The following is a 23,795-nucleotide window of genomic DNA, read 5'->3' as shown; positions in this document are numbered from 1 at the left end:
CGATGACTACAAACCAGACATCCCAGCTCTCCAGCTTGAAGAAAAGCGTAGCCCCTTACGAAAAAACAGACCGTAAAGCGAGCATCTACCAGCTCATTAATACACTTGGGCCACTAGTGCTCCTATGGACTGCTGCTTATTTCAGCTTATCCGTTTCCTACTGGCTGACGCTGCTGTTCGCCGTTCCGGCTGCAGGTTTTGTCATCCGCACCTTTATTATTTGTCATGACTGCTGTCACGGCTCATTCTTCAAGAACCGCAAAGCGAACGATATTTTCGGAACAATAACCGGTGTGCTCACTCTGGTCCCTTACCGCCAGTGGAAGCACAGCCATTCGATACATCATGCGGGAAGCAGCAACCTCGACAAAAGAGGCACCGGCGACATCTGGATTATGACCGTGGATGAATATGCAGCCGCGAAACCGCTGCAGCGACTATACTACCGGATCTATCGTAACCCTCTGGTTTTGTTTGTACTCGGACCCATTGCCGTCTTCGTGATCCAGTACCGTTTCAACGCCAAAGGTGCCAGACGCAAGGAACGCATGAATACGTATTTGACGAATGTCTCGATAGTGGCTCTGTACGGTACGATGATTATGCTTGTTGGTTGGCAGGCATTCCTGCTGGTGCAGCTGCCGGTTGTGTTCGTCTCCGGTTTTCTCGGCATTTGGCTGTTCTATGTGCAGCATCAGTTTGAAGATACCTACTTCGCGCATGATGAGGAATGGAGCTATGTCAACGCCGCAGTAGAAGGAAGCTCCTACTATAAGCTGCCGAAGCTGCTGCAGTGGATTACCGGCAATATCGGTTTTCATCATGTGCATCATTTAAGTCCGAAGGTGCCTAACTATAACCTGGAATTGGCCCACAATGCCACCCCGCCGCTGCAAAAAGCGACAACCATTACACTCAGCACCAGTCTGCAGGCCTTGAAATACCGTCTGTGGGATGAGGAGCACAAAACGTTCGTCAGCTTCAAGGAAATGAAGCAGCGGCTGCAGCAGAAGAAGCCTGCGGCAGCCGAGGTGCTGAAGGTAATCAAACCGGGATTCCAGAGTAAATAGAAGCCGTCATAGAAGAGAAAGGCAGGACCGGGAGATCACGCCGCAGGTTCTGTTCTTTCTTTTTGTCCAAATCATTCTGCAGAATTGCCGGTTTACATAAGGTTTGTGCTAAAATGGGGGTATAATCTTGCTGGCAAAAAGGATGGCTAACATGCAGAAGTGGCATCATATTTTTCATAAAAGCACGGGACTGAGCCCCTATGTATGGGTCGTTTTTTACATTCTTCCGTTCTATTCGATCTTTCGCTCGGCCTCGGCAGGCCGCTGGGTATACGGAATTCTGATGATTATCGTCTTCTTCGCCTGCTATGTGCTGGCGTTTAAGTCGAAAGGATGGGTAGTCTATTTCTGGACCAGTGTGCAGATTGTTGTCTCGATAACGATGACGCTGCTCTTCGGGTATATGTACTTTGCGCTGTTCCTGGCTTTTTTCATCGGAAATATCCAGAAACGGGCTGCTTTCTTCACCCTGTATTCGATTCATCTGCTGACAACGATCGTGGCCATCAACTATGAGCTGATTACGCGTAATCCCGTGTTCCTCTCGCAGCTGCCGTTCGTGCTGGTCAGTATCATTGCCGTGGTGCTGCTGCCGGTCACGACCTATAACCGCAACAATCAGGATAAGCTGCAGGGACAGCTGGAGGATGCCAACAAACGGATCTCCGAGCTGGTCATTATGGAGGAGCGCCAGCGGATCTCCCGTGATCTGCATGATACGCTGGGGCAGCGGCTGTCGCTGATTGGCCTTAAGAGTGACCTGGCAGGCAAGCTGATCACCAAGAATCCGGCGCAGGCCCAGATCGAAATTAATGATGTCCGGATGACGGCCCGCAGCGCCCTCAAGGAAGTCCGGGAAATGATTACCCAGATGCGGGGCATCCGGCTTGAAGATGAGTTGATCCGTATCCGGCAATTACTCCAGGCGGCAGAGATTGGCTACATGCTGGAGGGTGACCCTAACCTGACCAACACTTCCCTGATTACCGAGAATGTGCTGAGCATGTGTATGAAGGAGGCCGTGAACAATGTGGTCAAACATAGCGGTGCCTCGCTGTGCCTGATTCAGATCGAACCTTCCCGGACCGACCTGATCATCAAGGTGAAGGATAACGGCGCGGGAATTGAAGGGACTAATCACTACCATAAAGGTCATGGGCTGCAGGGGATGAGGGAACGGCTTGAATTCGTCAACGGCAGTATGGAAGTGGTGCGTGACGAAGGAACAACGATTGTCATTAAGGTGCCCAATGTTGCACAGCGGCCGGAAATGGAGGTAAACGTGTAATGATTACGATAGTGATTGCCGAAGATCAGCGCATGCTGCTGGGGGCGCTCGCTGCCCTCCTGGATCTGGAGGAGGATATGAAGGTTGTGGGCCGGGCAGGCAACGGGGAAGAGGCCGTGAAGCTGGTGAAGCAGCATCAGCCGGATATTTGCATCATGGATATTGAAATGCCGGCCATGACGGGTCTCGAAGCGGCGGAAGCACTGAAGGGATCGGGCTGCAAAATCATGATTCTGACCACGTTTGCCCGGACCGGTTATTTCGAACGTGCGGTCAAAGCCGGAGTTGATGCCTATCTGCTCAAAGACAGTCCAAGCGAAGAGTTGGCCTTGTCGATCCGCAATGTAATGGACGGCAGACGGATATACGCGCCGGAGCTGATGGATGAGGCTTACAGCAGCGAAGCTAATCCGCTGACGCAGCGTGAGAAGGAAGTGCTGGGGCTGATCGCGGACGGCAAGAATACGAAGGAGATCGCCAGCCAGCTGTATATTACGACCGGAACGGTCCGCAACTATATCTCTGTGATCCTGGACAAGCTGGATGTCGGCAACCGGATTGAAGCGATCACGCGCTTTAAGGAAAAAGGCTGGTTTAAATAAAATAACTTGCTTGGAATATTGAAACGGCAGCTGTCCTCTGTGACAGCGGGCCGTTTCTTTTTTTTGCAGACAGAGACAAGTCTTATTCTAGTGGTAGGGCAGACGGGCAGACGTAAGGAGTGGAGCAGAGGCGGACTTTGCTTGAAGCAGAGAAACCAGCCTGGCTCTAACTGTATTTAGTGCAACTAAAATCGCCTGACAGTACCAGTTAAGCAGGATAACTGTATTTTATACACTTATATAGACTGCTTTTCGTTGAATGATCACTTTTCGTAATTTTTAGTTGTACAGAATACAATTAACGGAACAAATCCGCTGGAAACCTGTTTTTAACTGCACGAAATACACTTATTCCCTGCCTGCGCTAACTGGATAAGTAAGCTAGGTCATAATAACTATTTTAACCCTGTGACAGTCTTCTGGATTGGATCGGTGGAATATTTTTGTTAAGATAAATGCAAACATGTGATCTTATCCGTTGAAGTTGGGTAATAACTTGCATGTGTCATAACCGCACTGCTATTTATGCCGCGTACATCCTATTTCAGCCGGGAGGAATCTGATTTGCCTGAACTTACTTCATCATACGTTGATTCACTTGCACCCAATGCTGCAGCCATCAAGAACGGTCAAGGTCTGGTCCGCAAAAAGAGCTTCATAGAGCTCCATCAGTCGGAGAACGGAGAGCTGCTGTTTGGAAAATGTGCAGGGAGCGGCAAGACTCCCTATGAGTGTTCTGTGGATTTCATCGTGCCGGACAATCCGGTATTCCGCTGCAGCTGCCCCAGCCGCCAGTTTCCCTGTAAGCATGCATTAGGGCTGCTCTATGCCAAGGCCGAAGGCCAGACGTTCAGCCCCGCCCCCGTTCCTGAAGACATAGCCTCCAAGCGTGAGAAGGCCGAGAAGCGGGAAGAGAATAAGGTGAAGCAGGCGGCCGAAGGGGGAGAGGCTAAGCCAAAGAAGGTTAACAAATCAGCGCTTAAGAAAAAAATTACTGCCCAGCTTGAAGGGCTCGATATGCTCGAGAAGCTGGTGCTGGGGTTCGTCCGCGGCGGACTGTCCACCATTGACCGTTCGAGCATGAAGACGATTCAGGAGCAGGTGAAGCAGCTTGGCAACTATTATCTGTCAGGAGCACAGATTGAGCTGCGCCGGTTCACAATTCTCATGTTCGGCGGCAAGGACCAGGAACAGAACTATACATATGCGATGGAGCAGCTGTCACGGCTTCATGCATTTATTAAGAAGGGGCGGGCGTACCTGTTGGCACGGAGCGAGGACCCGGAGCTTGCACTCGATCATGAATCGACCATCGATGAGTGGCTGGGGCATGCCTGGCAGCTGAGTGAACTGAAGGAATACGGGCTGGTGAAGGAAGGGGCAGAGCTGCTGCAGCTGGCCTTCTACAGCTTCAATGATATGGCCCGGCTGGAATATGTGGATCTAGGGTATTGGGTGGACCTCACTGCGGAAGGCGGGAAGATCCACCGGACGGTCAATTACCGGCCGTATAAGGCCGCTAAGCTGATGCGGGAGGAAGACAGCTTCTTTGAGATTGCTGTGGTCCCTCAGCTATATACTTATCCGGGCGATATGAATGCACGGGTCCGTTTTGAAGCCATGTCTCCAAGAACAGTGCAAGGCCCGGATATAGAACGGGCTACTGCCCAGGCTCACCGCTCCTACGCGGAAGCTGTCAAGATGGTGAAGAACCAGATCAAGAATCCGCTCAGCGACAAGCTGCCGGTGATGCTGCTGCATGCCGCCAGTCTGGGCATTACGGAGAGCGGCCAATATGTCATAACGGATGAATCCGGCAGCAGGCTGGCGCTGGAGGATATTCCGTCCCTGCCGCAGGGAACCGTGCATATGCTGCCGTTTGTGCCGGCTGCCGCGCATACGGATTGCTACCTGCTGGTGATGTTCGAGCATAACCTGGACAAGGGAAGGCTGACTGCCCAGCCGCTGACAGTCATTAAGGGTGAAGAAATCATCCGGTTGCTGTATTAGAAGTTCAAGGAAGGACAGCGGCGAGCATCTGAATTCTAAGTTAACTCAAGTTCATTCATATAGGAGGACAGTCCATGAGCACAGCGTTATTACAGGAGCTGCATCAGGAGATTAGAAGACTGTATATTGCCGGAAGCGGGCTGGCGGCTGGAGACTTCCGCCTGAAACGCCTGCTTCCGCAGTTTCAGCAGCTGGGGGAACGCGCACCGGTCTTTAAGAAGCTGGGCGAGGGCGTGGCTTCATTACTGGAGCCTGACGGTGCTGAAGAGGCCGCTCCCGGTGTTCAACTGCAGGAGCTTACGCTGCTGCTGGAGTCAGTGCTGTATACCCAGGGGACAACAGCAGTTGACGGAACCCCCGGACCTTTGCCGGCCTTGAGCTTTGAACTTAAGACGAATCAGCCCTACCGCAAGATTGGTGCCGTTCAGCAGGCGCTCAGCACAACGGGAAGCGGAAGATATGAAATTGTAATTGATGCTTTTAAGGACGGTGTTTTTCAGGATTTGCGGCTGCTACCGCCGGCAGTCTCGGCACTGAACGATCCATATTCGGAACTTGCAGACTTTGCCATGACTGATATTCTTCCGTCCTATGGACCGGACATTGCCGGATTCCTCTTCGAAAGCTTGGATCCAGCCGGCGGCAGGAGCGAGGTCCGCAAGCTTGAGGTGATCGGCAAGGTGGGAGGAGATCGTTATCTGGAGGAGATGTTCCGCATCGCCGGAAGCGGCAGTGAAGACATCCGGGTAGCCGCTATGAAATGGCTCGCCGGTCATGATCAGTATGTGGATGCACTCTTGGAGTGGACAACAGATAAGAAGAAGGCCATCCGTGAAGCTGCCTTCTCGGCGCTGGCTGCAGGCGGTTCGCAGCAGGGCGGTGAACGGCTTGTGGAGGCTTTCACGGCGAAAAAGGACCGTGAGATGGTTGCCGGTGTACTGGATGGCAGAGCTTCCGCAGAGGTGTCTGATAAGCTGGCGGCATTGTTCATGGAAGAACTGCAGAAGGCGCCGCAGAATAATGCGGACAAGAAGCTGACAGAGAGCGCATGGAATAGCCTTCTTCCATTCTTGACCGCTCTGCGCCATGAGCGGAGCCCGCAGCTGGATGAAATCTACAGCTATATCCTTCAGGAGTACGCCCGGTTCTCCCCGCTCGGCTGGATTCCGCTCATTGACCAGGCAGCCTGGTATAAAGAGAATACTCCGGGCGGAGCTGCACTGGCAGAGCTGGAGGCACTGGATAAGCGCAGTGTGCGTTTCCTGCCGAATTATTTCCACGCCGCCCAGCGGGTAATGACGCCCAAGGAGCTATACAGCCGGTTCGGCGGAACCTTTATGGACAAATTGAAAGCACTGGTGGGCAAGGATGCCAAAGATGCGGCTCAGCGCGCCCAGCTGCTGATTAGTACGATTGAGGAGCAGATCGTGGATATCCGCCGGAGAGCGTATGAGGTAGAGTGGGATGCTGCAGGAATCAGGCAGCCTTACAGCAGGGAGATGCTGTCAGCCGAGGAGATTGCGGCAGCCTGGGATTCCCGCTGGCTGGACTGGTTCATTCAGCATGATGCGGTGAACCTGGCAAGCGCTTTTGCCCGGCCGGGTCATAAGGGCGTGCGGGATTATCTGCTTGGCAAGCTGCAGGAGCCGTTTAAACGCACGACGTATGATCTCCTTTCGAATATTTTCAAGGGTCTGGAGAGGGCCGGGGTGCCGGAGCCGGAGCGTCTTGAGCTTCTGATGACAGCCCTGGAGAATAAAAATGTTCATACAGCTTACACATTTGAGCTCTACTTATTTAAACTGATGGAGCGCTTCCCGGCCAGCTATGTAGGACGTCTGGAAGCGATTGTCCCTAAATATAGATATGAATGCAAGCAGCAGCTGGAGTATGTGCTGAACAGCTTGAAGAGTGTGCAATAATTCAGGGCGGATGTAGCTTAAGAAATCTAATTGAAGAGTTCTTATAAAGGAGAGGTGTTCATGTCGACGGAACAAAGTCAGCTTCAGGATTACATGCGTCTGCCAGCCGAGGTTCTATACCGTGAGGAACTGGAGGCGTTGCGCAGGGAAGATACAGGCCGTATCCCTGCCGGGTGGCAGATGTCGCCGCGTTCAGTGTTAACCTTCATTGCCGGAGGGAAGGCGGGCAAGACCGTGATTACCCCGAAATATATCGGTAACACGCGTCTAATCGAGATGGCGGTGGCCACGCTGGTAACAGACCGGGCGCTGCTTCTGATCGGTGAGCCGGGAACGGCGAAGTCCTGGCTGTCCGAGAATCTGGCGGCTGCGATCTACGGCAACTCGGGCCTGGTTGTGCAAGGGACTGCCGGAACCAGTGAGGAGCATGTACGTTATTCCTGGAACTATGCCATGCTCCTGGCGAACGGGCCAACGCCGGAGGCGCTGGTCAAGAGTCCGATTATGCGGGCAATGGAGGACGGCGGGATAGCCCGGTTTGAGGAGATCTCCCGCTGCGCTTCCGAGGTGCAGGATGCGCTGATCTCCATCCTCTCGGAGAAGACGATCTCCGTGCCGGAGCTGGGCAAGGAGACCAGTGCCCGCAAAGGCTTCTCCATTATTGCCACCGCCAACACGCGTGACCGCGGCGTGAACGAAATGTCAGCGGCGCTCAAGCGCCGGTTCAACATCATTGTGCTGCCGGCACCGTCTGATCTGGAGACCGAGCTGTCGATCGTGAAGAAGCGGGTTGCAGAGATTGCTTCTTCGTATGAGCTTCAGGCTTCTGTTCCGGCGGATGAAGCACTGCTCAAGGTAGTGACGATCTTCCGCGAGCTGCGCAGCGGCATGACGCTCGACAAGAAGGAGAAGGTGAAGACACCAGCCGGTGTAATCTCCACGGCGGAAGCCATCTCCCTGCTGACGAACAGCATGGCCCTGGCAGCCAGCTTCGGCAGCGGAGAATTGACCGATGGGGATCTGGCTGCCGGCCTGCAGGGGGCTATCGTCAAGGATGATGACAAGGATAAGCTGGTCTGGAAGGAATACCTCGATAATGTAATGAAGAAAAAAGGAGCGGACTGGCGCGGATTGTATCAAGCCTGCAAGGAGATGAACGAGTGAGTGGGGCGGCTGTTGCTGCCGTTGTGAATATTTTCGGGGTGCGCCATCTGTCTCCGGGCGGTGCGAAGCATCTGCTGGAATACTTGAATGAGCTTCAGCCGACCGCCGTCCTGATCGAAGGACCCAGTGATGCAACTGATGAGATCCGTCATTTGACTCACACCGTCACGAAACCTCCGGTTGCGATTCTGGCCTTTACTGAGGATTTGCCTGTGCGGACGGTGCTGTGGCCGTTCGCTGTCTACTCCCCGGAATATCAGGGGATGCGATGGGCAAAGGAGCATGGGGCAGAAGCGGAATTCATCGATCTTCCCTCATCCGTAACCCTGGGTCTGCAGGATGCCCTGCGGCTTGAATCCGGGAGCAGGCCGGTGCTTAAGCCTGCGGCGGATGAACAAGGTGAGCCTACGGATGATGAGCTGCAAGAGCAGGAATCGGTATACAGCCGGATTGCCCGGCTCGCCGGTGAATCTGATTATGATATGTATTGGGAACGCAATTACGAGCATAACGCCAGCAGCGGAGCGTACCGTGCGGCGATACTGGCGTTCTCTGCCCGGATGCGTGAGCTGTCAGAGTCCCGGGAGCTGATAGAGCAGCCCCGCGAATATGCCTATAACGCGCTGCGCGAAGCTTATATGCGGCGTCAGATCCGGAAGAAGATTGAAGACGGCCATCAGCCGGAGAAGATTGTAGTGATCTGCGGCGCTTACCATGCTGCTGCACTGGCAGATCTTGCAGACGGGATGACCGACAGCGAGCTGGCGTCACTGCCTACACGCAGCACGAAGCTGACGCTGATGCCGTATTCGTATTACAAGCTCTCTACAATGTCCGGCTATGGTGCAGGCAACGGGGCTCCGCATTACTTCGAGCTGATGTGGGAGCTGATGGAGTCCGGCAGGGCTGAGGATCTGCCGCATCTCTACCTATCCTCCGTGGCTAGGCAGGTACGCGGTTCCGGGACGCACCGCTCCACCGCTGAAGTCATTGAAGCGGTCCGGCTGGCAGAGTCGCTGGCAGCACTGCACGGCGGGAGCGCGCCTACACTGCGTGATCTGCGCGATGCCGCCCAGACACTGCTCGGCCATGGCGACCTCTCGGTTGTTGCCGAAGCGCTGGCCCGGGTAGATGTCGGTACGGCGATTGGCAGCCTGGCCGAAGGTGTCAGCCAGACACCGATCCAGGATGACCTGAACCGGCTGCTGAAACGGTATAAGCTGGAGAAATATAAGTCCACTGTAGCCAGTGACCTGGCGCTCGATCTGCGTGAGAACCGCCGGGTGTCCAGCGCCGAAGCGGCCTACCTGGATCTGCACCGTTCTGTGCTGTTTCATAGGCTGGAGCTGCTGGGCATATCCTTCGTGCGGAATATACCGAGCGGACAGTCCGGGGCAACCTGGGCAGAGCACTGGATTATCCAGTGGTCACCGGAGGTGGAGATTCAGGTGGTTGAATCGACGCTCCTGGGCGAGACCATTGAAGTCGCTTCAGCTTATGTGCTGAAGGAGAAGCTGCTGGAGTGCCGCTCCATTACTGATGCGTCTGCGCTGATCCGCATCGCCTGCCAGTGCGCGATGACCTCGCAGATGGAGGAGAGCAGCCGGGTACTGCAGAGCCTGGCGGTGGACAGCCGCGATGTAGTTGCTATTGCCGCCGCTGCCCGGGAGCTGGCGACAATTATCGGCTTCGGCGATATCCGCAAGGTGGATACCGCTCCGCTCGTGCCGCTGCTGGAGGAGCTGTTCCGGCGCGGCTGTCTGTTCCTGCTGGATGCGAGCGGCTGCAACGACGAAGCTGCGGCGCTAATGATCAGCGCCATGAATGAGCTGAACGGCATCTCGCTGGAACATAGCGGGAGTCTGGATACTGCCCTGTGGCTTCAGGAGCTGCAGCAGCTGTCACAGCGTGATGACCGTAACCCCCGGCTGTCCGGCTTCGCCTGCGCGATCCTGATGGAGCGGGCTGCGGTCTCTGCGGAAGATGTGGCCGCAGAGGTGTCGCGCCGGCTGTCTCCGGGTATCCCCGCTGATCTGGGGGCGGGGTGGTTCGAAGGGCTGTCTATGCGTAACCGCTATGGGCTGTTGTCGCGGATGAGCCTGTGGGAGCAGCTGAATGATTATATTAATGCCCTGGACGATGAGGAATTCAAACGTGCCCTGGTCTTTCTGCGCCGGGCATTCAGCACCTTCTCTCCCCGGGAGAAGACGATGATCTCCGAGCTTCTGGGTGAGCTGTGGGGTGTGAACACAGAACAGGCTGCTGAGATTCTTACAGGCGAGCTGAAGGAGGAGGAAGCCAAAATGCTGGATGAGCTGAACGATTTTGACTTCGGTGACCTATAGATGGCGGAGGATATTAAGGATAACGGGCGGAACGGGGCTGTGTCGCGCTGGAGGCTGATATTGGGCCAGGAAGCAGAGGAAGCCTTATCCGGTTACGGGGCAGGCGGCGGGCCTACGCTGACCGAGGAAGAGCGGATTATGGATGCGGCGCTGGCAGCCATCTATAATGAGGCAGGTGCTGGCGGAGCTGACGGGACCTCTCAAGCGGGTTCAAAGGGCAGAGGGGCGGGATCAGGGCATGCCGCGATTAACCTGTCCAAATGGCTTGGGGACGTGCGCACCTTCTTCCCGGAGGATGTTGTCTCGATTATTCAGAGTGATGCCATGGAGCGCAAAGGCTGGAAGCAGCTGCTGTTCGAGCCGGAGCTGCTGGCGGCAGTGAAGCCGGATATCCAGCTGGTCGGTACGCTTCTGGCACTCAAAGGCAAAATTCCTGAGAAAACAAAGGATACCGCAAGAATGCTAGTCCAGGCACTGGTTGATGAGCTGGTCAAGCTGCTGGAGACGGATATCCGCCGTGCCGTCACCGGTGCGCTGAACAAGCGGCAGCATTCTCCGCTGCCGTCCCTGAGCGGGCTGGACTGGAAGCGGACCATTGAGCGCAATCTGAAGCATTACGATGCAGAGCGGCGGATGATTATCCCCGAGCGGTTCTTTTATTTCGACCGGGCCCGCCGCAGCAAGGAATGGACCGTGATCGTGGACATTGACCAGAGCGGATCGATGGCCAGCTCTGTCATCTGGGCTTCGGTGATCGGCTCGATCTTCGCCAGCATTCCGGCGCTTAACACGCGGGTGGTCGCTTTTGACACTGAGATTGTAGATTTGACTGAGCAATGTGCCAATGATCCTGTAGACATGCTCTTCGGCATTCAGCTTGGCGGCGGCACGGATATCCATAAGTCCGTGAAGTATTGTGAGCAGTTCATTGAGGAGCCGAAGAAGACGCTGTTCATCATTGTTTCCGATCTGTATGAGAACGGCAACCAGGCCGGACTGGTCCGGCGGATGCGTGAGCTGCGCGAATCCGGTGTGCGGACGATGACACTGCTGGCCCTGTCGGATGAAGGGAAGCCTTCCTACGACGAGCGCCTGGCCGCCCAGCTCACCCGTGACGGAACCCCTTGCTTTGCCTGTACTCCGGCGTTACTGCCTGTATTGGTCGAGGGAGCGCTCAAGGGCCAGGATCTCGGTGAATTGTCCAAGCGTCTGGGGATGGCGCGATAATTTTTAGGAACAGGAAACACTTACTTTATAATCACATATTGTGTAACATGCATATATGATTTATAATCGGTTATTAAAAAGCACCTATCGCTAGGCGCTGCTTGAAAGGAAATGAATTTCTTATGTCAAGTAAGTTGAGAGCGGGTATTGTTGGCGGTACCGGAATGGTCGGCCAGCGTTTCATTGCACTTCTTGAGAATCATCCCTGGTTTCAGGTAACGGCTATTGCCGCGAGCGCGAATTCGGCCGGTAAGACGTACGAAGAGTCCGTCAAAGGCAGATGGAAGCTGTCTACACCAATGCCGGAGGCCGTTAAGAGCATTATGGTCCAGGACGCCTCCAAGGTGGAGGAAGTGTCTGCGGATGTGGATCTGATCTTCTGCGCTGTAGATATGAAGAAAGAAGAAATCAAGGCACTGGAAGAAGCCTACGCACGCACCGGTACTCCGGTTATTTCCAACAATTCCGCGCACCGCTGGACGCCGGATGTTCCGATGGTGATTCCTGAGATCAACCCTGAGCATCTTGAGGTGATTGCCCAGCAGCGCAAACGTCTGGGTACCGAAACCGGATTTATCGCTGTCAAGCCTAACTGTTCCATTCAGAGCTACATGCCAACACTGCATGCGCTTCATGATTTCAAGCCTTCGAAGGTTGTTGTGACAACGTATCAGGCGATTTCCGGAGCCGGTAAAACCTTTGCCGACTGGCCGGACATGGTGGACAACGTGATTCCATTCATCGGCGGTGAAGAAGAGAAGAGTGAGCAGGAGCCTTTGCGGATCTGGGGGAAGGTAACCGAAGAGGGGATTGTCAAAAGCGAACAGCCAGTGATCACCACACAGTGTATTCGTGTGCCGGTTGCTGATGGCCATATGGCTGCGGTATTCGCCTCCTTTGAGCAGAAGCCTAGCAGGGAAGAGATTCTGGAACGCTGGAACAGCTTCCAGGGACGTCCGCAGCAGCTGGGACTGCCAAGTGCACCTAAACAGTTCATTACCTATTTCGAAGAAGAGAACCGTCCGCAGACCCGTCTGGACCGTGATATTGAGAACGGAATGGGAATTTCAGCCGGCAGACTCCGTGAAGATTCACTCTATGACTACAAATTTGTCAGCCTGTCCCACAACACTGTAAGAGGTGCTGCCGGCGGTGCTGTCCTGATCGCTGAACTGCTGAAGGCCGAAGGTTATATTCAGCCGAAATAAGCAGCAGGAACAGCTTCATTTCAGTTCGTAATGCAGCCTGCCGGAGCTTCTCCGCGCAGGTTGTTTGCGGTTTTACCTGACATTACCCCCGGAATAATGGTAAGATAGAGGAATGCATGACGAAAACTGAATACTGACGGAGTGATATTGTGGCAAAAAGTAAAGGCGGCGGCACAGGCAGAGGGACAGGGAGCAAGGGCTGGACCCGCTGGAATAAGACGGCGAAACCCGTGAAGCCGGCAAAAAGCGGACCTCCCGGAAGCCCGGGTACCAAACCGGGAACTAAGGGAGCAGGCGCAGCCAAGGGCAGCGGCGGCGGCAACAAAACCGGAGGCAGTAAATAAGGCGGCCATGTGCCCATATGCAACATCTGATTTGTAAGTGAATCAGGTGTTCTTTAATATGTAGGGCAGGAAAGCGGGTACTGGAGTGAGAATTAATAAATATATAAGTGAGACAGGCGTATATCCGCGCAGAGAGACGGACCGGCTGATTGCGGCGGGACGGATAACCATTAACGGTATAGCCTGTGCAGCGGGGGCCAGTGTTGAGCCTGGAGATACGGTGGCCGTTGACGGCGTTACGCTGAGCCCGGACCGGGAAGAACGGGTCTATCTGGCTCTTAACAAGCCAGTTGGGATTACCTGTACAGCTGCCCGGCAGGTGGAAGGGAACATCATTGATTATGTCGGTTATCCTTCCCGGATCTTTGCTGTTGGCAGGCTGGACAAACAGTCCGAAGGGCTGATACTCATGACCAATGACGGAGCCGTGGTTAACCGGATGATGCGCTCCGAGCATGGGCATGAGAAGGAATATAACGTTACGGTGGACAAGCCGGTGACTGAAGCATTCCTTCAGGAGATGTCAGCCGGTGTGGATATTCTCGGGACCCGGACCAAGCCTTGCCTCACCCGCAGGATCACGGACAACGAGTTCGCGATTGTTTTAACCCAGGGACTGAATCTGCAGATCCGCCGGATGTGCAAAGAACTGGGTTACCGGGTGCTCCGCCTGGAGCGCATCCGGATCATGCACATTACGCTCAGCGGCCTTGAGCGGGGGCAGTGGAGGCATCTGACCGCAGAAGAGCTGGCTGAACTCCACTCCAGACTGGACGCAGAGAAATAGGGATTCACAGCATTTAAGCGTTTGCTGACATACTGACAAACCATCAGGAGGATCAAATGAGAATAATAAGTTTGCTATTAGCGCTAATGGTTATAGCCGGCTGCTCGGGAACCGGCAGTAATGAATCTGCGGAGCCGCCGGAAGCATCTGTGACTTCAGAAGCAGCAGCACAGTCAACTGCACCACAAGCCTCTCCGGCGGATGCAACCGCTGATTTTACGGGGGAAGTACCGGAAGTCTCCCCGGAGATTTCGGATAAATATTCAGGCTTCTTACATATGGATGCCGTTCAGCTGAACGGGCAGATCTACGAGGTGTATTACTGGAACAAAGGGGAGTTTACGTATACGCAGTTTGCGGTTGTGAAGGACGGGAAGATTGTCTTTGACAGCAAGCAGGCCGGAATTAAGATTGAAGGCGGCAATATCTGGAGTGAGGAAGATGATCTCTGGGCGGAAGCGCTTGTGCAGAATAACCATGCCACCTTTTTGTTCAGTCTGATGGATAACCGTCCTGAATCATCCTATATTGTCGTTGAGGAAATCGACGGAGTCATGCAGGTAACTGTTAACGATAATGTCTCGGTGAACTATGAGGATACGGATCAGGACGGAGATGAGGATTTGCTGGCAAGTCCCTTTTCCGGGCAATTGCCGCTTGGTCCAGCGCTGGTAGGCGTGTATGAGCTTCAGGGAACACGGTATGTACCGGATAAGACCCTCACCAAGCAATATGCGGAAGACCAGCTGCGGCTAAGTGAGCAGGAGTACAAAAATAACCCCACAGACCTGACATTGGATAGCCTGCTCAGTGCTTATCTGATTCTGGAGAAGCGTAGTTTTGCGCTGACGCGGTTTGAAGAATTCTATGAGTGGGCAGGACAGCGTGCCGGAGACGGCGGTTTTGTGGACGAATATTATGATCGCTTGAAGAAGAACGAGACGCCGGAATACTTCAGCGGATGGATGGACAAGCTGGAGCCATTGCGTACAGAGAGATAAACCTGGACTTGTCTGTTCAATTATAAAAAGGGATTCCGGAGGCAGCGGTTAATGGCCTCCGTGAATCCCTTTTTCAATTCCGTACAATATCAAGTGGCGGACTCTGACGCCTGAAACTGCTTGTTATACAAATCTCTGTAGACCCCGTTGTCCGCCAGCAGAGAAGCATGTTGTCCAGACTCCACAATAGCGCCGTCCTGAACGACAAGAATGGTATCGGCAGCCATAATGGTGGAAAGCCTGTGGGCGATAACGATGCTGGTCTTGCCCAGCAGCAGCTGATGCATCGCCTGTTGGATATAGAACTCCGACACTGTATCCAGTGACGAGGTGGCTTCATCCATGATGATAATAGGCGGATTCTTGAGCAGCACGCGGGCGATCGAGATCCGCTGCTTCTCTCCGCCGGACAGCTTGATTCCCCGGTTACCGACTACCGTATTGTAGCCTTCAGGCAGCTTCATAATGAAATCATGAATATAAGCGGCTTCACAGGCGGCAATCATCTCGGACTCCGTGGCACCGGCGCTTGCATAGAGCAGATTCTCTTGGATGGTCCCGTTGAACAGATATGTGTCCTGGGTAACCAGCCCGATCTGAGAGCGTAGGGAGTGCAGCGTGAACTCACGGATATCCTTGCCGCCGATGCGGATCACACCCGAATCCAGTTCATAGAGTCTGGGGATGAGGTTGGTTATGGTTGTTTTACCCGCTCCGCTGGGGCCGACCAGCGCAGTCAGTGATCCGGCGGCAGCCGTGAAGGAAATTTCCCGCAGGGCCGGTTTGCCCGGCTGATAGGCGAAATTCACCTTGTCGAAGACGATATCCTGGCCGTCAGCACTGCTTGGCAGGGCCAGCGGCGAATCCACAATCAGCGGGTCCATATCGAAATAGTCAAAAATCCGTTCAAACAGCGCCACCGACCGGTTCACATCCACATACAGATTAGTCATTTGCATGACCGGCCCGTATAATCTGCCCAGCAGCGCCACAAAGGTGATAATCGCACCAACCGTCAGCTCTCCCTGAATAAATAAATAACCCCCGTACAGATATATCAGCATGGGGCCGATACTGGTGAAGGTGGTGAGGACCAGCATAAACCAGCGGCCGGCCATCGATTCCCGGATCTGCAGGCGTGTCGCCTGGGCATTAACGGTTCTGAAGCTCGCCAGCTCGTTGTCTTCCTTGGTGAACAGCTTCATGAGCATATATCCGCTGAGACTGAGCGTTTCCTGGATGATCTGGTTTTGCTCGGAGATCTTCTCCTGGGTTTCCTTGGCCAGCTTCCAGCGCACATTGCCCATTTTGCGGGTTGGCATAATGAACAGGGGGACGACCAGTATGCCCAGCAGCGCCAGCTTCCAGTTCATAATAAACAAAGTTACCGCTGTTGTGGTCAGAATGAACAGATTGCTGGCAAAATTGACGATGGTGCTGTTGAACACGCCCTGTATCCCGGCAATATCACTGGTCATCCGGGTGATGACTTCACCTTGCTTGACCCCTGAGAAGAACTGCAGCGGCATGCCCTGCAGATGGCGGTACATCTGATTTTTCATATCGTGGACAATATTTTGCGAGATAAAGGAATTCAGGTAATTCTGCAGCACGCCCAGCAGACCGGACACTACAGTTGTACCGAGCGAGGCGAGGACAAGCAGAACCAGCAGTCTCAGGTTTTTATCCGGGAGCGCACGGTCGATAATATGCTGAATCAGAATCGGTGGAAGCAGCCCGAGCACTGCAGTAATGCACAGCACAATCATCACCAGCAGGGTCTGCTTCCAGTAAGGCAGGAAATATTTCACGATGCGGAGCAGCAGCGTCTTGGATATATCCGGCTTCGCCTCATCATCATCGAACTTTAATTTGCCATGCCCGGGTCCGCCGAATCCCATTGGACCGAAACCTCTGCCCATTATTCATCACCAGCTTTGTGTGTATTTAAGTTATCCTGATCCCGGGTCAGCTGTTCGAGCAGCTGTGAGTGCATTTGAATGAGCGACTGGACTTCTTCTCCGGAAAAATGATCCAGCGCCGCCCCCAGCATTTGGTATGAATAGGCGTCTTCATTGTATTGCCTGCACAGCGCTTCACCTGCCGGGGTGAGATTCAGCCTCGTTTCCCTGCGGTCTGCCTCGGAGGCGGTCCGGGTCACCAGTTCCTTCTCGGCCAACGCATCAATATGCAGGCTTACGCGGCTCTTGGCAAATACCAGACGCTCCGTTATTTCCTTCTGCGATTGACCGGGATGCTTGAGGAGAGAATTCAGTATACCGATCTGATGCACGGTTAATCCGAGATCCGCAGCGCTCTGATGGGCCAGCTTACGGAGCTGGCGGGCAACGGCGAGCAAGGAATGATACACCTCTATCGTTTGCGCCGGATCTGTCATGGGGCAACCTCCTCTGACCTGATAATAGTTTCTTTTGTTAACAGTTAACAAAGTAAACTGATTATACGCCTGAATATTCCAAAAGTAAATGTTACGCTGAAATGGCGGTAAACAGGTTATGCCGGAACGCATAAGAAACACCCGCAGCGCCTGTGTGAAGGCAGCTGCGGGTGTTTTTTGTAATTGAAATACGCTCATTTATTTAAGCTCATTCCGGAAGCATTCCGCATTGTGTAATCCGCCCGAACGCCCTCGCGGCCTCCCGGATATCCTCCGCTCCGGCTATGGCCGAGATTACAGAAATTCCGTCTGCACCGGCCCTGATCACCGGTAGGGCATTATGCCGGGTTATACCGCCGATCCCTACCAGGGGAATATTAAGTCCGCTGCGGCGGAGCGTTTCAATGACAGCCGTCCCTTGAACGGCTTCGGCATCGTCTTTGGAGGAGGTGGGGTAGACCGGACCGATCCCGAGATAATCGGCTCCGTCCGCAATCGCCTGCTGCACTTCCGCGGGATTATGGGCGGAAACGCCGATGATCTTGTGCTCGCCGAGCCGCTGGCGGATCGTCCGGGCCGGCAGATCATCCTGGCCCACATGAACCCCGTCTGCATCAAGTGCAACCGCCAGCTCCAGGTCGTCATTGACGATGAACGGAATCTGCCGGTCCCGGCAGATTGCCCGGAGCTGCTGTCCAAGCTCTAGCAGAGCAGTGCCGGTCAGAGCACCGGGACCCTTTTCACGGAGCTGGAATAAGGTGATTCCCCCGTCTGCTGCGGCAGATAAAGTCTCGGCTGGAGAGAGGCGGCAGTTCACGCTGCCCATAATGAAATATACCTTAAGGAGCTTACGCATATCCTCACTGTCAATCCGTTTCATAGCTGCTGCCCCCCTGATCTGGTGCGGTTCCCGTAAGCAAAATGATTGGTCGGCCCTTGTCCTGCCCCGATGTTCAGACTGTCCTCAATGGCTGCCTGAATGAAGGCTTTGGCTGTATGGACCACTTCATTTATAGAGTGGCCGAGCGCAAGTCCTGCCGCCACCGCCGCCGAGAAAGTACAGCCGGTCCCATGCGTATGCCTGGTCTCAATCCGCGGACTGGTCAGATATTGGAATTCCCGGCCGTCATAGAGCAGGTCCACCAGCTGATCGCCTTCCGGATCATGTCCTCCCTTAAGAACAATGTACTGCGGCCCCATCTGATGGAGGAGTCTTGCAGCCTGTTCTCTGTCTGCCATTCCATTAATCTTCATCCCCGTGAGCATCTCTGCTTCGGGAAGATTGGGGGTAACCACAAGAGCCAGAGGTAGCAGTCCGGTAATCAATGCCTGCACGGCTTCCTGCAGCAGCAGAGCGGACCCGCCCTTGGCAATCATTACCGGGTCGATCACAAGCCGCTGCTGCCAGCCGTACGCTGTCACCTTATCCGCGACAACACCGATAATCTCACTGCTGAACAGCATGCCGGTCTTAATGGCATCAGGTGTCAAGTCACTGCCAATAGAATCCAGCTGCGCAGCAACGGCTTCCAGCTCCAGCGGATATACCCCATGAACGCCTAGGGTATTCTGTGCCGTGACCGCAGTGATCGCAGACATTCCGTAGACTCCAAGCTCCTGGAAGGTCTTCAGATCAGCCTGGATACCGGCACCGCCACCGCTGTCAGAGCCGGCAATCGTTAACGCTTTACGTATACTGGTCATCAGGTATTCTCCTTTAAGAGGTGCGGTTTATTGTTCAATCAGCTGCAGGCGTGACCGGCTGCTGTAGATATCTGGTGTCACCAGGGACAATTGATTCAGGAACTCCATCTGGAAGCTGCCGGGTCCTTGTCCTTCAGCGGCTTCAGCGGCAATCTCGGCCGCCACGCCGTAGAACGAGAGTGCTTCGGCTGCTGCCTCAAGCGCATTCCCGCCGCTTACTGCAAGAAATGCGCCAACTACGGCACTGAGCAGACAGCCGGTTCCCGTGACTTGGGTCAGGATGGAATGGCCGTTGCTGGCGATGTAGGTGCGCGTGCCGTCGCTAATGATATCCTCCTTGCCGGTGATGATCACCACGCAGTTCAGCTTCCGCGCAGCCTTGTTCGCCAAGGCGATCACATCGCCTTCACCTGCTCCGGCATCAACGCCCTTGCTCGCCCAGCGTTCTCCGGCGACATTGGCTACTTCGGCCACATTGCCGCGCAGAGCGGTCAGCTGCAGCGCACCCAGCAGCTTCGCGGTAACGTCAGTGCGGTACGGTGTAGCGCCTGCTCCAACGGGATCAAGCACGAGCGGGACACCATGCCGCTTCGCGGCTTGTCCAGCCTTCATCATTGAAGCGATGGCGGCTTCATTCAGTGTACCGATGTTCAGCACGACCGCCCCGGACATCGCGGCAACATCCGCCACCTCTTCCAGTGCGTCGGCCATGAACGGGGAAGCCCCCAGCGCCAGCAGTCCGTTAGCGGTGAAATTAGCCACAACAATATTAGTAATGTTATGTACGAGCGGATTTGCCAGCCGTACCTTGGATAGAAAAGACATGATTATTCCTCCTGAAAGTTTTGATAGCATACGCATCCTTGAGATCATTTCGCAAAACTAACTTCGAAAGCATGTTCTATAAATTAATAAAAGCATCCGCACTGTCAACTTGCTCTGCCAGCAGACCGCCCTCGCTCAGCCATTTACGGACATTCTCCCAGGAAGCGGTATCCTGATAACCGAAGGGCTGTGACCCGGCGTCCATCAGCGGCAGCAGAATCTCCAGGCTGCGCTTCTCGATGGCTTCATCAAGCGGTGCGGTGGCATCCTGATGCTCCAGCAGAAGCTTCAGCGCCTGCTCCGGCTGCTTAGTGACGAATTGCTGACCCTTGCGCGCAGCATTCATGAACTTTTGGAAATATTCCGAGGAATTCTGCAGACCCTGGTCACTTGCGACCAACACCAGCTCATAATAATCAGGAACCCCGTAGTCTACCGGATTGAACGAACGCACAGGATGGCCTTCCTGTTCTAATATTAGCTGCTCATGGTTGATGAAGCCGCCCATAATTCCATCCACACGTCCGGTGGATAGGGCAGGGATAAGCTCAAAGCCAACGTCAATCAGCTTTAGGGAGGCGGGATCGCCGCCATCGGTTTGGATCATAGTGTGCAGCATGGCTTCATACAGCGGAATGGAGGAGTAACCGGCTTGCTTGCCTGAGAGCTCCCCGGGGCGGGTTATTCCGCTGTCTGCGGAAACCATGAGATGGTTCAGGGGATGCCGTACCAGAGCGGCGACGGATTTGACCGGAATCTGCTCTCCCCGGGCCATCAGCACCTGCGGCTGGTAGCTGAGGGCCAGATCGACTTGTCCGGCAGCTACCAGCTTCAGCGCGTCGTTGCTGTCGGCAGGCATCTGTATCTCAACTTCAAGCCCCTCTTCGGCAAAATACCCCTCACTCTGTGCCGCATACAAAAAGGAATGAACGGCGTTCGGATACCAGTCGAGCATGATCGTCAGCTTATGGGCTGTACCGTCTGCGGCTGCCGCCGGAGCGGATGATGCCGATGATGAGCCGGAGCCAGCCGGCCCGTTATTGCCGGCGCAGCCCGGCAGAACCAAAAGAACAGACAGGAGCAATACATAAGGCAGTAATTTATAAGGTTGAGCACTACGGGTATAGGGATAACGGTTATAGCGGATTGGAGTCATGAATAACGTCCTCTTTTCTTCAGAAATAACTTCTCGAGCGTAGCAATACACAGAAACAAAGTGATCCCAAGGGCGGACAGCAGCACAACAGCGGCAAACATCTCGGCACTCTGCAGATTGCCGGCCATTCTCCGGCTGAAATAACCAAGCCCCCGGCTGCCTCCAAGCCATTCGCCGATGGTAGCGCCAATGACGCAGTACACCACCGACAGCTTCAGTCCGGAGAAAAAGGACGGCAGGGCCAGCGGAACAGCAGCCTTGCGGAGAATCTGCCAGCGGTTCGCGCCTAAGGTAAGCAACAGCTCGCGGTACTGCTCCGTATTCTTGCCCAGCCCGTCGTAGGTGCCGACAACCACCGGGAAGAAGGCGGTCAGGAACACTACGGCAACCTTACTCCACAAGGTATAGCCGAACCACATGATAAACAGGGGAGAGAGGGCAACCAGCGGAATCGTCTGGCTGATAATCAGCAGCGGATACAGCGCTTTGGCCAGCGGCCTGAACAGATGCATGCCCGTTCCCAGCAGACTGCCGCAGAAGACGGACAGAGCGAAGCCAGTTAGTACCTCAAGCAGCGTTGCGGGCAGGTGCACAGCGAAGAGCAAATGCCGCTCCTCCATCAGAGCGCTCCAGATGGCAGTAGGAGCCGGCAGGATGAACGGAGGAATCAGCCCCAGCCGGGACACCGTTTCCCAGACCGCAAAGATCAGCAGCACGAGCAGAATAGCCGGGCTGTATTCCCGCAGCAATCTTCTATAGAAGACGGTTGTCATACAGCTTCAGCTCCAAATTCAGCCGCAGGGCAACAAACTGCGGTTCGTAATTCAGACTGTGATGTCTGGGGCGGGGAAGACCGGTGATGAACTCCTGCATACCGCCCCCGGCACCGCCGGTCATCAGATAGATACGGTCACTAAGCAGAAGCGCTTCTTCAAGGTCATGGGTAATGAACAGCACAGTCTTGTCCAGTCCTGACCATAATTCCAGCAGCCAGCGGTGAAGCTCCCGCTTGGTTATGGCGTCCAGTGCCCCGAACGGCTCGTCCAGCAGGAGCAGCTCATTCCCGGCGGCAATGGTGCGGAGTACCGCAACCCGCTGGCGCATGCCGCCCGACAGCTCATGCGGATACGCAGCTCCGGTATCACCAAGGCCGAACTGCTGCAGCATGCTGCGGATCTGAATAACGGCTTCCTCTTTGGAGCCGCCCCGCTTCAGTTCCCAGGGCAGCAGGCAATTGTCCAGCACGGTTCTCCACGGCAGCAGGAGATCCCGCTGCGGCATATAGCCGACCTGGCCGAGCCGCTCCGAGGCGCTATTAGGCGGTTGCCCGTGCAGGGCAACCTCGCCGCTGCCGGGTTCCAGCAGGCCGGCGATAATCTTGAACAGCGTGCTTTTGCCGCAGCCGCTGGCACCCACGACGGAGATGAACTCGCCGCGGCGGACCTTCATGGAGATTCCGGAGAAGACCGGAGCCCTTGAAGCTGCGCCGAAAGAATAGGACAGGTTAGCGATGTTGATCATAGGATGGGGAAGCAAGCCTCCTTAGGGAAAAGTGATTACGCTACGAAAACAAGAAAGACCCATCCATTTCCGGAGGAAATGAATGGGCCTGAAGGTACAGTCAGTTTGCAAAGACGCGGAACCGCTGATACATTCTGCTCCACTTCCCTCCGCTGGTATGATCCAGATCAGGTTCCAAGGGTCCGGAGCTTAAGCTCCGTCTCAGTCGGCCGACTCCCCTAGTGAAATAACAGGTGCTATTGAATTCGTAATTGCTACTTAATATACCATAATTTCCCCGCTTGTAAAGAGCCTGGGCTCAGCGCTTGGAGAGACCGGTTATGAACAATGCAACAATTCCCCGCGAGATTTCCTCTTTGGAGGAGCCGTTCCGTTTCTGCTCATACAGGTAAAGATCGGGACTAAGTACAGAGATCAGCGCTGTGGCAGCGAAGCGGGGATCGATCCCGATAATCTCTCCATTCGCGGATGCGCGGTGCAGAAGTTCACTCATAATCCTCCCGAGCCGCTGGAAAAAAGGATGTTCGAACTGGGTAAGCTGCTTCTTGCCGGTGAATTCGGATTTGATCATGTTCAAGAGCTCCGCATATTGCTCAATGAAACCAACGACCTGCTCAATGCTGCTCTGGAGATGCGCGAGGGCAGCCGTTTCACCGGCGCTGGCAGCAAGCTGCTGTTCCATCCCCGACAGAAACTGCTCGGTGCTGTCCAGCAGCAGGGCGGAACAGATTTCGCCCTTATCAGTGAAGCGGCGGTAGAGCGATCCCTGCCCTATACCGGCCCGTTTGGCGATGCCGTACATACTGACAGCTTCAAGGCCGCTCTCGGTGAATAGCTGGCGGGCCGCTTCGAGAATCCGCTGCATATAAGGATCGGCGGGTTCTTTTGCAGCGATGTCTGTGTTCTCTGTGTTCTCTGTATTGTCCGGAGCTGCTGATGTTACAGGTTCAACTTCCGTTTCTGTTTTTTTCATGATATCCCCTTTCATATACTTGCAGTTCCTACAACAATCCATCCGGAAACCCGGCTATCCATGAATCAAAGCTGCAAAATATACAACATTTATGCCTACAGTGCGTCCTAAGAAACCTCTATTCTGCCGGTAAACGAATCAAGTGTGGGGAATTGGCGTATTCCGCTTGACACATCGGACAATTGTCCGTAGACTATGAAATGCGATAACGGACAATTGTCCGTTCACTAATTATATAGACAAACCTGCC

21 protein-coding genes and 1 riboswitch are annotated in these 23,795 nt (G+C 54.5%); of the genes, 12 read left to right on the top strand and 9 right to left on the bottom strand.

Annotated features, from left to right (window positions below):
• The first annotated feature begins 2 nt into the window (after positions 1-2).
• The 12 genes from NSQ73_RS17640 to NSQ73_RS17585 all read left to right on the top strand — a co-directional run bounded on the left by NSQ73_RS17640 (position 3) and on the right by NSQ73_RS17585 (position 14,968).
• Positions 3-1,070, top strand: a complete 1,068-nt coding sequence (locus NSQ73_RS17640; protein WP_340946262.1) for a fatty acid desaturase — start codon at positions 3-5, stop codon at positions 1,068-1,070.
• A gap of 151 nt (positions 1,071-1,221) precedes the next feature.
• Positions 1,222-2,358 (top strand): sensor histidine kinase, encoded by a 1,137-nt coding sequence (locus NSQ73_RS17635; RefSeq protein ID WP_042136703.1) that lies wholly within the window; start codon positions 1,222-1,224, stop codon positions 2,356-2,358.
• A complete protein-coding gene (locus tag NSQ73_RS17630) occupies positions 2,358-2,960 on the top strand; it encodes a response regulator transcription factor (RefSeq protein ID WP_042136705.1) in 603 nt (200 codons plus the stop codon). Before NSQ73_RS17635 ends, NSQ73_RS17630 begins: the two co-directional genes overlap by 1 nt.
• 564 nt (positions 2,961-3,524) lie before the next feature.
• Entirely contained in the window at positions 3,525-4,970 is a 1,446-nt protein-coding gene (locus tag NSQ73_RS17625) for an SWIM zinc finger family protein (RefSeq protein ID WP_340987473.1), read from the top strand.
• 74 nt (positions 4,971-5,044) lie between these two features.
• Positions 5,045-6,892, top strand: coding sequence for a HEAT repeat domain-containing protein (locus NSQ73_RS17620; RefSeq protein WP_340987472.1), 1,848 nt, complete (start codon positions 5,045-5,047; stop codon positions 6,890-6,892).
• A 60-nt stretch (positions 6,893-6,952) separates the two neighbouring features.
• Positions 6,953-8,056 (top strand): AAA family ATPase, encoded by a 1,104-nt coding sequence (locus NSQ73_RS17615; RefSeq protein ID WP_039303646.1) that lies wholly within the window; start codon positions 6,953-6,955, stop codon positions 8,054-8,056.
• Positions 8,053-10,401: a DUF5682 family protein gene (locus NSQ73_RS17610; RefSeq protein ID WP_340987471.1), complete on the top strand. Its 2,349-nt coding sequence runs from the start codon at positions 8,053-8,055 to the stop codon at positions 10,399-10,401. The genes NSQ73_RS17615 and NSQ73_RS17610 overlap by 4 nt, the downstream gene beginning before the upstream one ends.
• Positions 10,402-11,628, top strand: a complete 1,227-nt coding sequence (locus NSQ73_RS17605; RefSeq protein WP_340987470.1) for a VWA domain-containing protein — start codon at positions 10,402-10,404, stop codon at positions 11,626-11,628. It abuts the gene before it with no gap.
• 122 nt (positions 11,629-11,750) lie between these two features.
• Positions 11,751-12,836: an aspartate-semialdehyde dehydrogenase gene (gene asd, locus NSQ73_RS17600; RefSeq protein WP_340946254.1), complete on the top strand. Its 1,086-nt coding sequence runs from the start codon at positions 11,751-11,753 to the stop codon at positions 12,834-12,836.
• Between the two features lie 146 nt (positions 12,837-12,982).
• Entirely contained in the window at positions 12,983-13,180 is a 198-nt protein-coding gene (locus NSQ73_RS17595; protein WP_171719634.1) for a DUF3934 family protein, read from the top strand.
• Positions 13,181-13,265: 85 nt separating this feature from the next.
• The gene (locus NSQ73_RS17590) at positions 13,266-13,967 is read left to right on the top strand and encodes a pseudouridine synthase (RefSeq protein WP_340787109.1); all 702 of its coding nucleotides are present in this window, start codon (positions 13,266-13,268) and stop codon (positions 13,965-13,967) included.
• A 56-nt stretch (positions 13,968-14,023) separates the two neighbouring features.
• The gene (locus NSQ73_RS17585; RefSeq protein WP_340987469.1) at positions 14,024-14,968 is read left to right on the top strand and encodes a hypothetical protein; all 945 of its coding nucleotides are present in this window, start codon (positions 14,024-14,026) and stop codon (positions 14,966-14,968) included.
• An 89-nt stretch (positions 14,969-15,057) separates the two neighbouring features.
• Here the strand turns inward: NSQ73_RS17585 and NSQ73_RS17580 are convergent, their stop codons facing one another.
• The 9 genes from NSQ73_RS17580 to NSQ73_RS17540 form a co-directional block, all read right to left on the bottom strand.
• Positions 15,058-16,890 carry an ABC transporter ATP-binding protein gene (locus tag NSQ73_RS17580; protein ID WP_340987468.1) on the bottom strand — a complete coding sequence of 611 codons (1,833 nt, stop codon included), beginning with the start codon at positions 16,888-16,890 and terminating at the stop codon, positions 15,058-15,060.
• On the bottom strand, positions 16,890-17,366 hold the full coding sequence (locus NSQ73_RS17575; RefSeq protein WP_042136727.1) for a MarR family winged helix-turn-helix transcriptional regulator: 477 nt from the start codon (positions 17,364-17,366) through the stop codon (positions 16,890-16,892). Before NSQ73_RS17575 ends, NSQ73_RS17580 begins: the two co-directional genes overlap by 1 nt.
• 208 nt (positions 17,367-17,574) lie before the next feature.
• A complete protein-coding gene (thiE, locus tag NSQ73_RS17570) occupies positions 17,575-18,246 on the bottom strand; it encodes a thiamine phosphate synthase (protein WP_340987467.1) in 672 nt (223 codons plus the stop codon).
• Complete coding sequence (thiD, locus tag NSQ73_RS17565; RefSeq protein ID WP_340987466.1) at positions 18,243-19,070, bottom strand: bifunctional hydroxymethylpyrimidine kinase/phosphomethylpyrimidine kinase; 828 nt, start codon at positions 19,068-19,070, stop codon at positions 18,243-18,245. The genes thiE and thiD overlap by 4 nt, the downstream gene beginning before the upstream one ends.
• A 27-nt stretch (positions 19,071-19,097) precedes the next feature.
• Positions 19,098-19,895: a hydroxyethylthiazole kinase gene (gene thiM, locus NSQ73_RS17560; RefSeq protein ID WP_340987465.1), complete on the bottom strand. Its 798-nt coding sequence runs from the start codon at positions 19,893-19,895 to the stop codon at positions 19,098-19,100.
• A 76-nt stretch (positions 19,896-19,971) separates the two neighbouring features.
• Positions 19,972-21,051 (bottom strand): ABC transporter substrate-binding protein, encoded by a 1,080-nt coding sequence (locus NSQ73_RS17555; RefSeq protein WP_340987464.1) that lies wholly within the window; start codon positions 21,049-21,051, stop codon positions 19,972-19,974.
• Positions 21,048-21,824, bottom strand: coding sequence for an ABC transporter permease (locus NSQ73_RS17550; protein ID WP_340987463.1), 777 nt, complete (start codon positions 21,822-21,824; stop codon positions 21,048-21,050). Before NSQ73_RS17550 ends, NSQ73_RS17555 begins: the two co-directional genes overlap by 4 nt.
• Positions 21,805-22,587: an ABC transporter ATP-binding protein gene (locus tag NSQ73_RS17545; RefSeq protein ID WP_340987462.1), complete on the bottom strand. Its 783-nt coding sequence runs from the start codon at positions 22,585-22,587 to the stop codon at positions 21,805-21,807. Before NSQ73_RS17545 ends, NSQ73_RS17550 begins: the two co-directional genes overlap by 20 nt.
• Before the next feature lie 112 nt (positions 22,588-22,699).
• Positions 22,700-22,802, bottom strand: a riboswitch (TPP riboswitch).
• A 68-nt stretch (positions 22,803-22,870) separates the two neighbouring features.
• Entirely contained in the window at positions 22,871-23,545 is a 675-nt protein-coding gene (locus NSQ73_RS17540; RefSeq protein ID WP_340987461.1) for a TetR/AcrR family transcriptional regulator, read from the bottom strand.
• Positions 23,546-23,795 lie beyond the last annotated feature (250 nt).

The organism is Paenibacillus sp. FSL R10-2736, assembly GCF_038000245.1.
GTDB lineage: Bacteria > Bacillota > Bacilli > Paenibacillales > Paenibacillaceae > Paenibacillus_AQ > Paenibacillus_AQ phytohabitans.
This window is presented reverse-complemented; position numbering and strand designations above follow the sequence as displayed.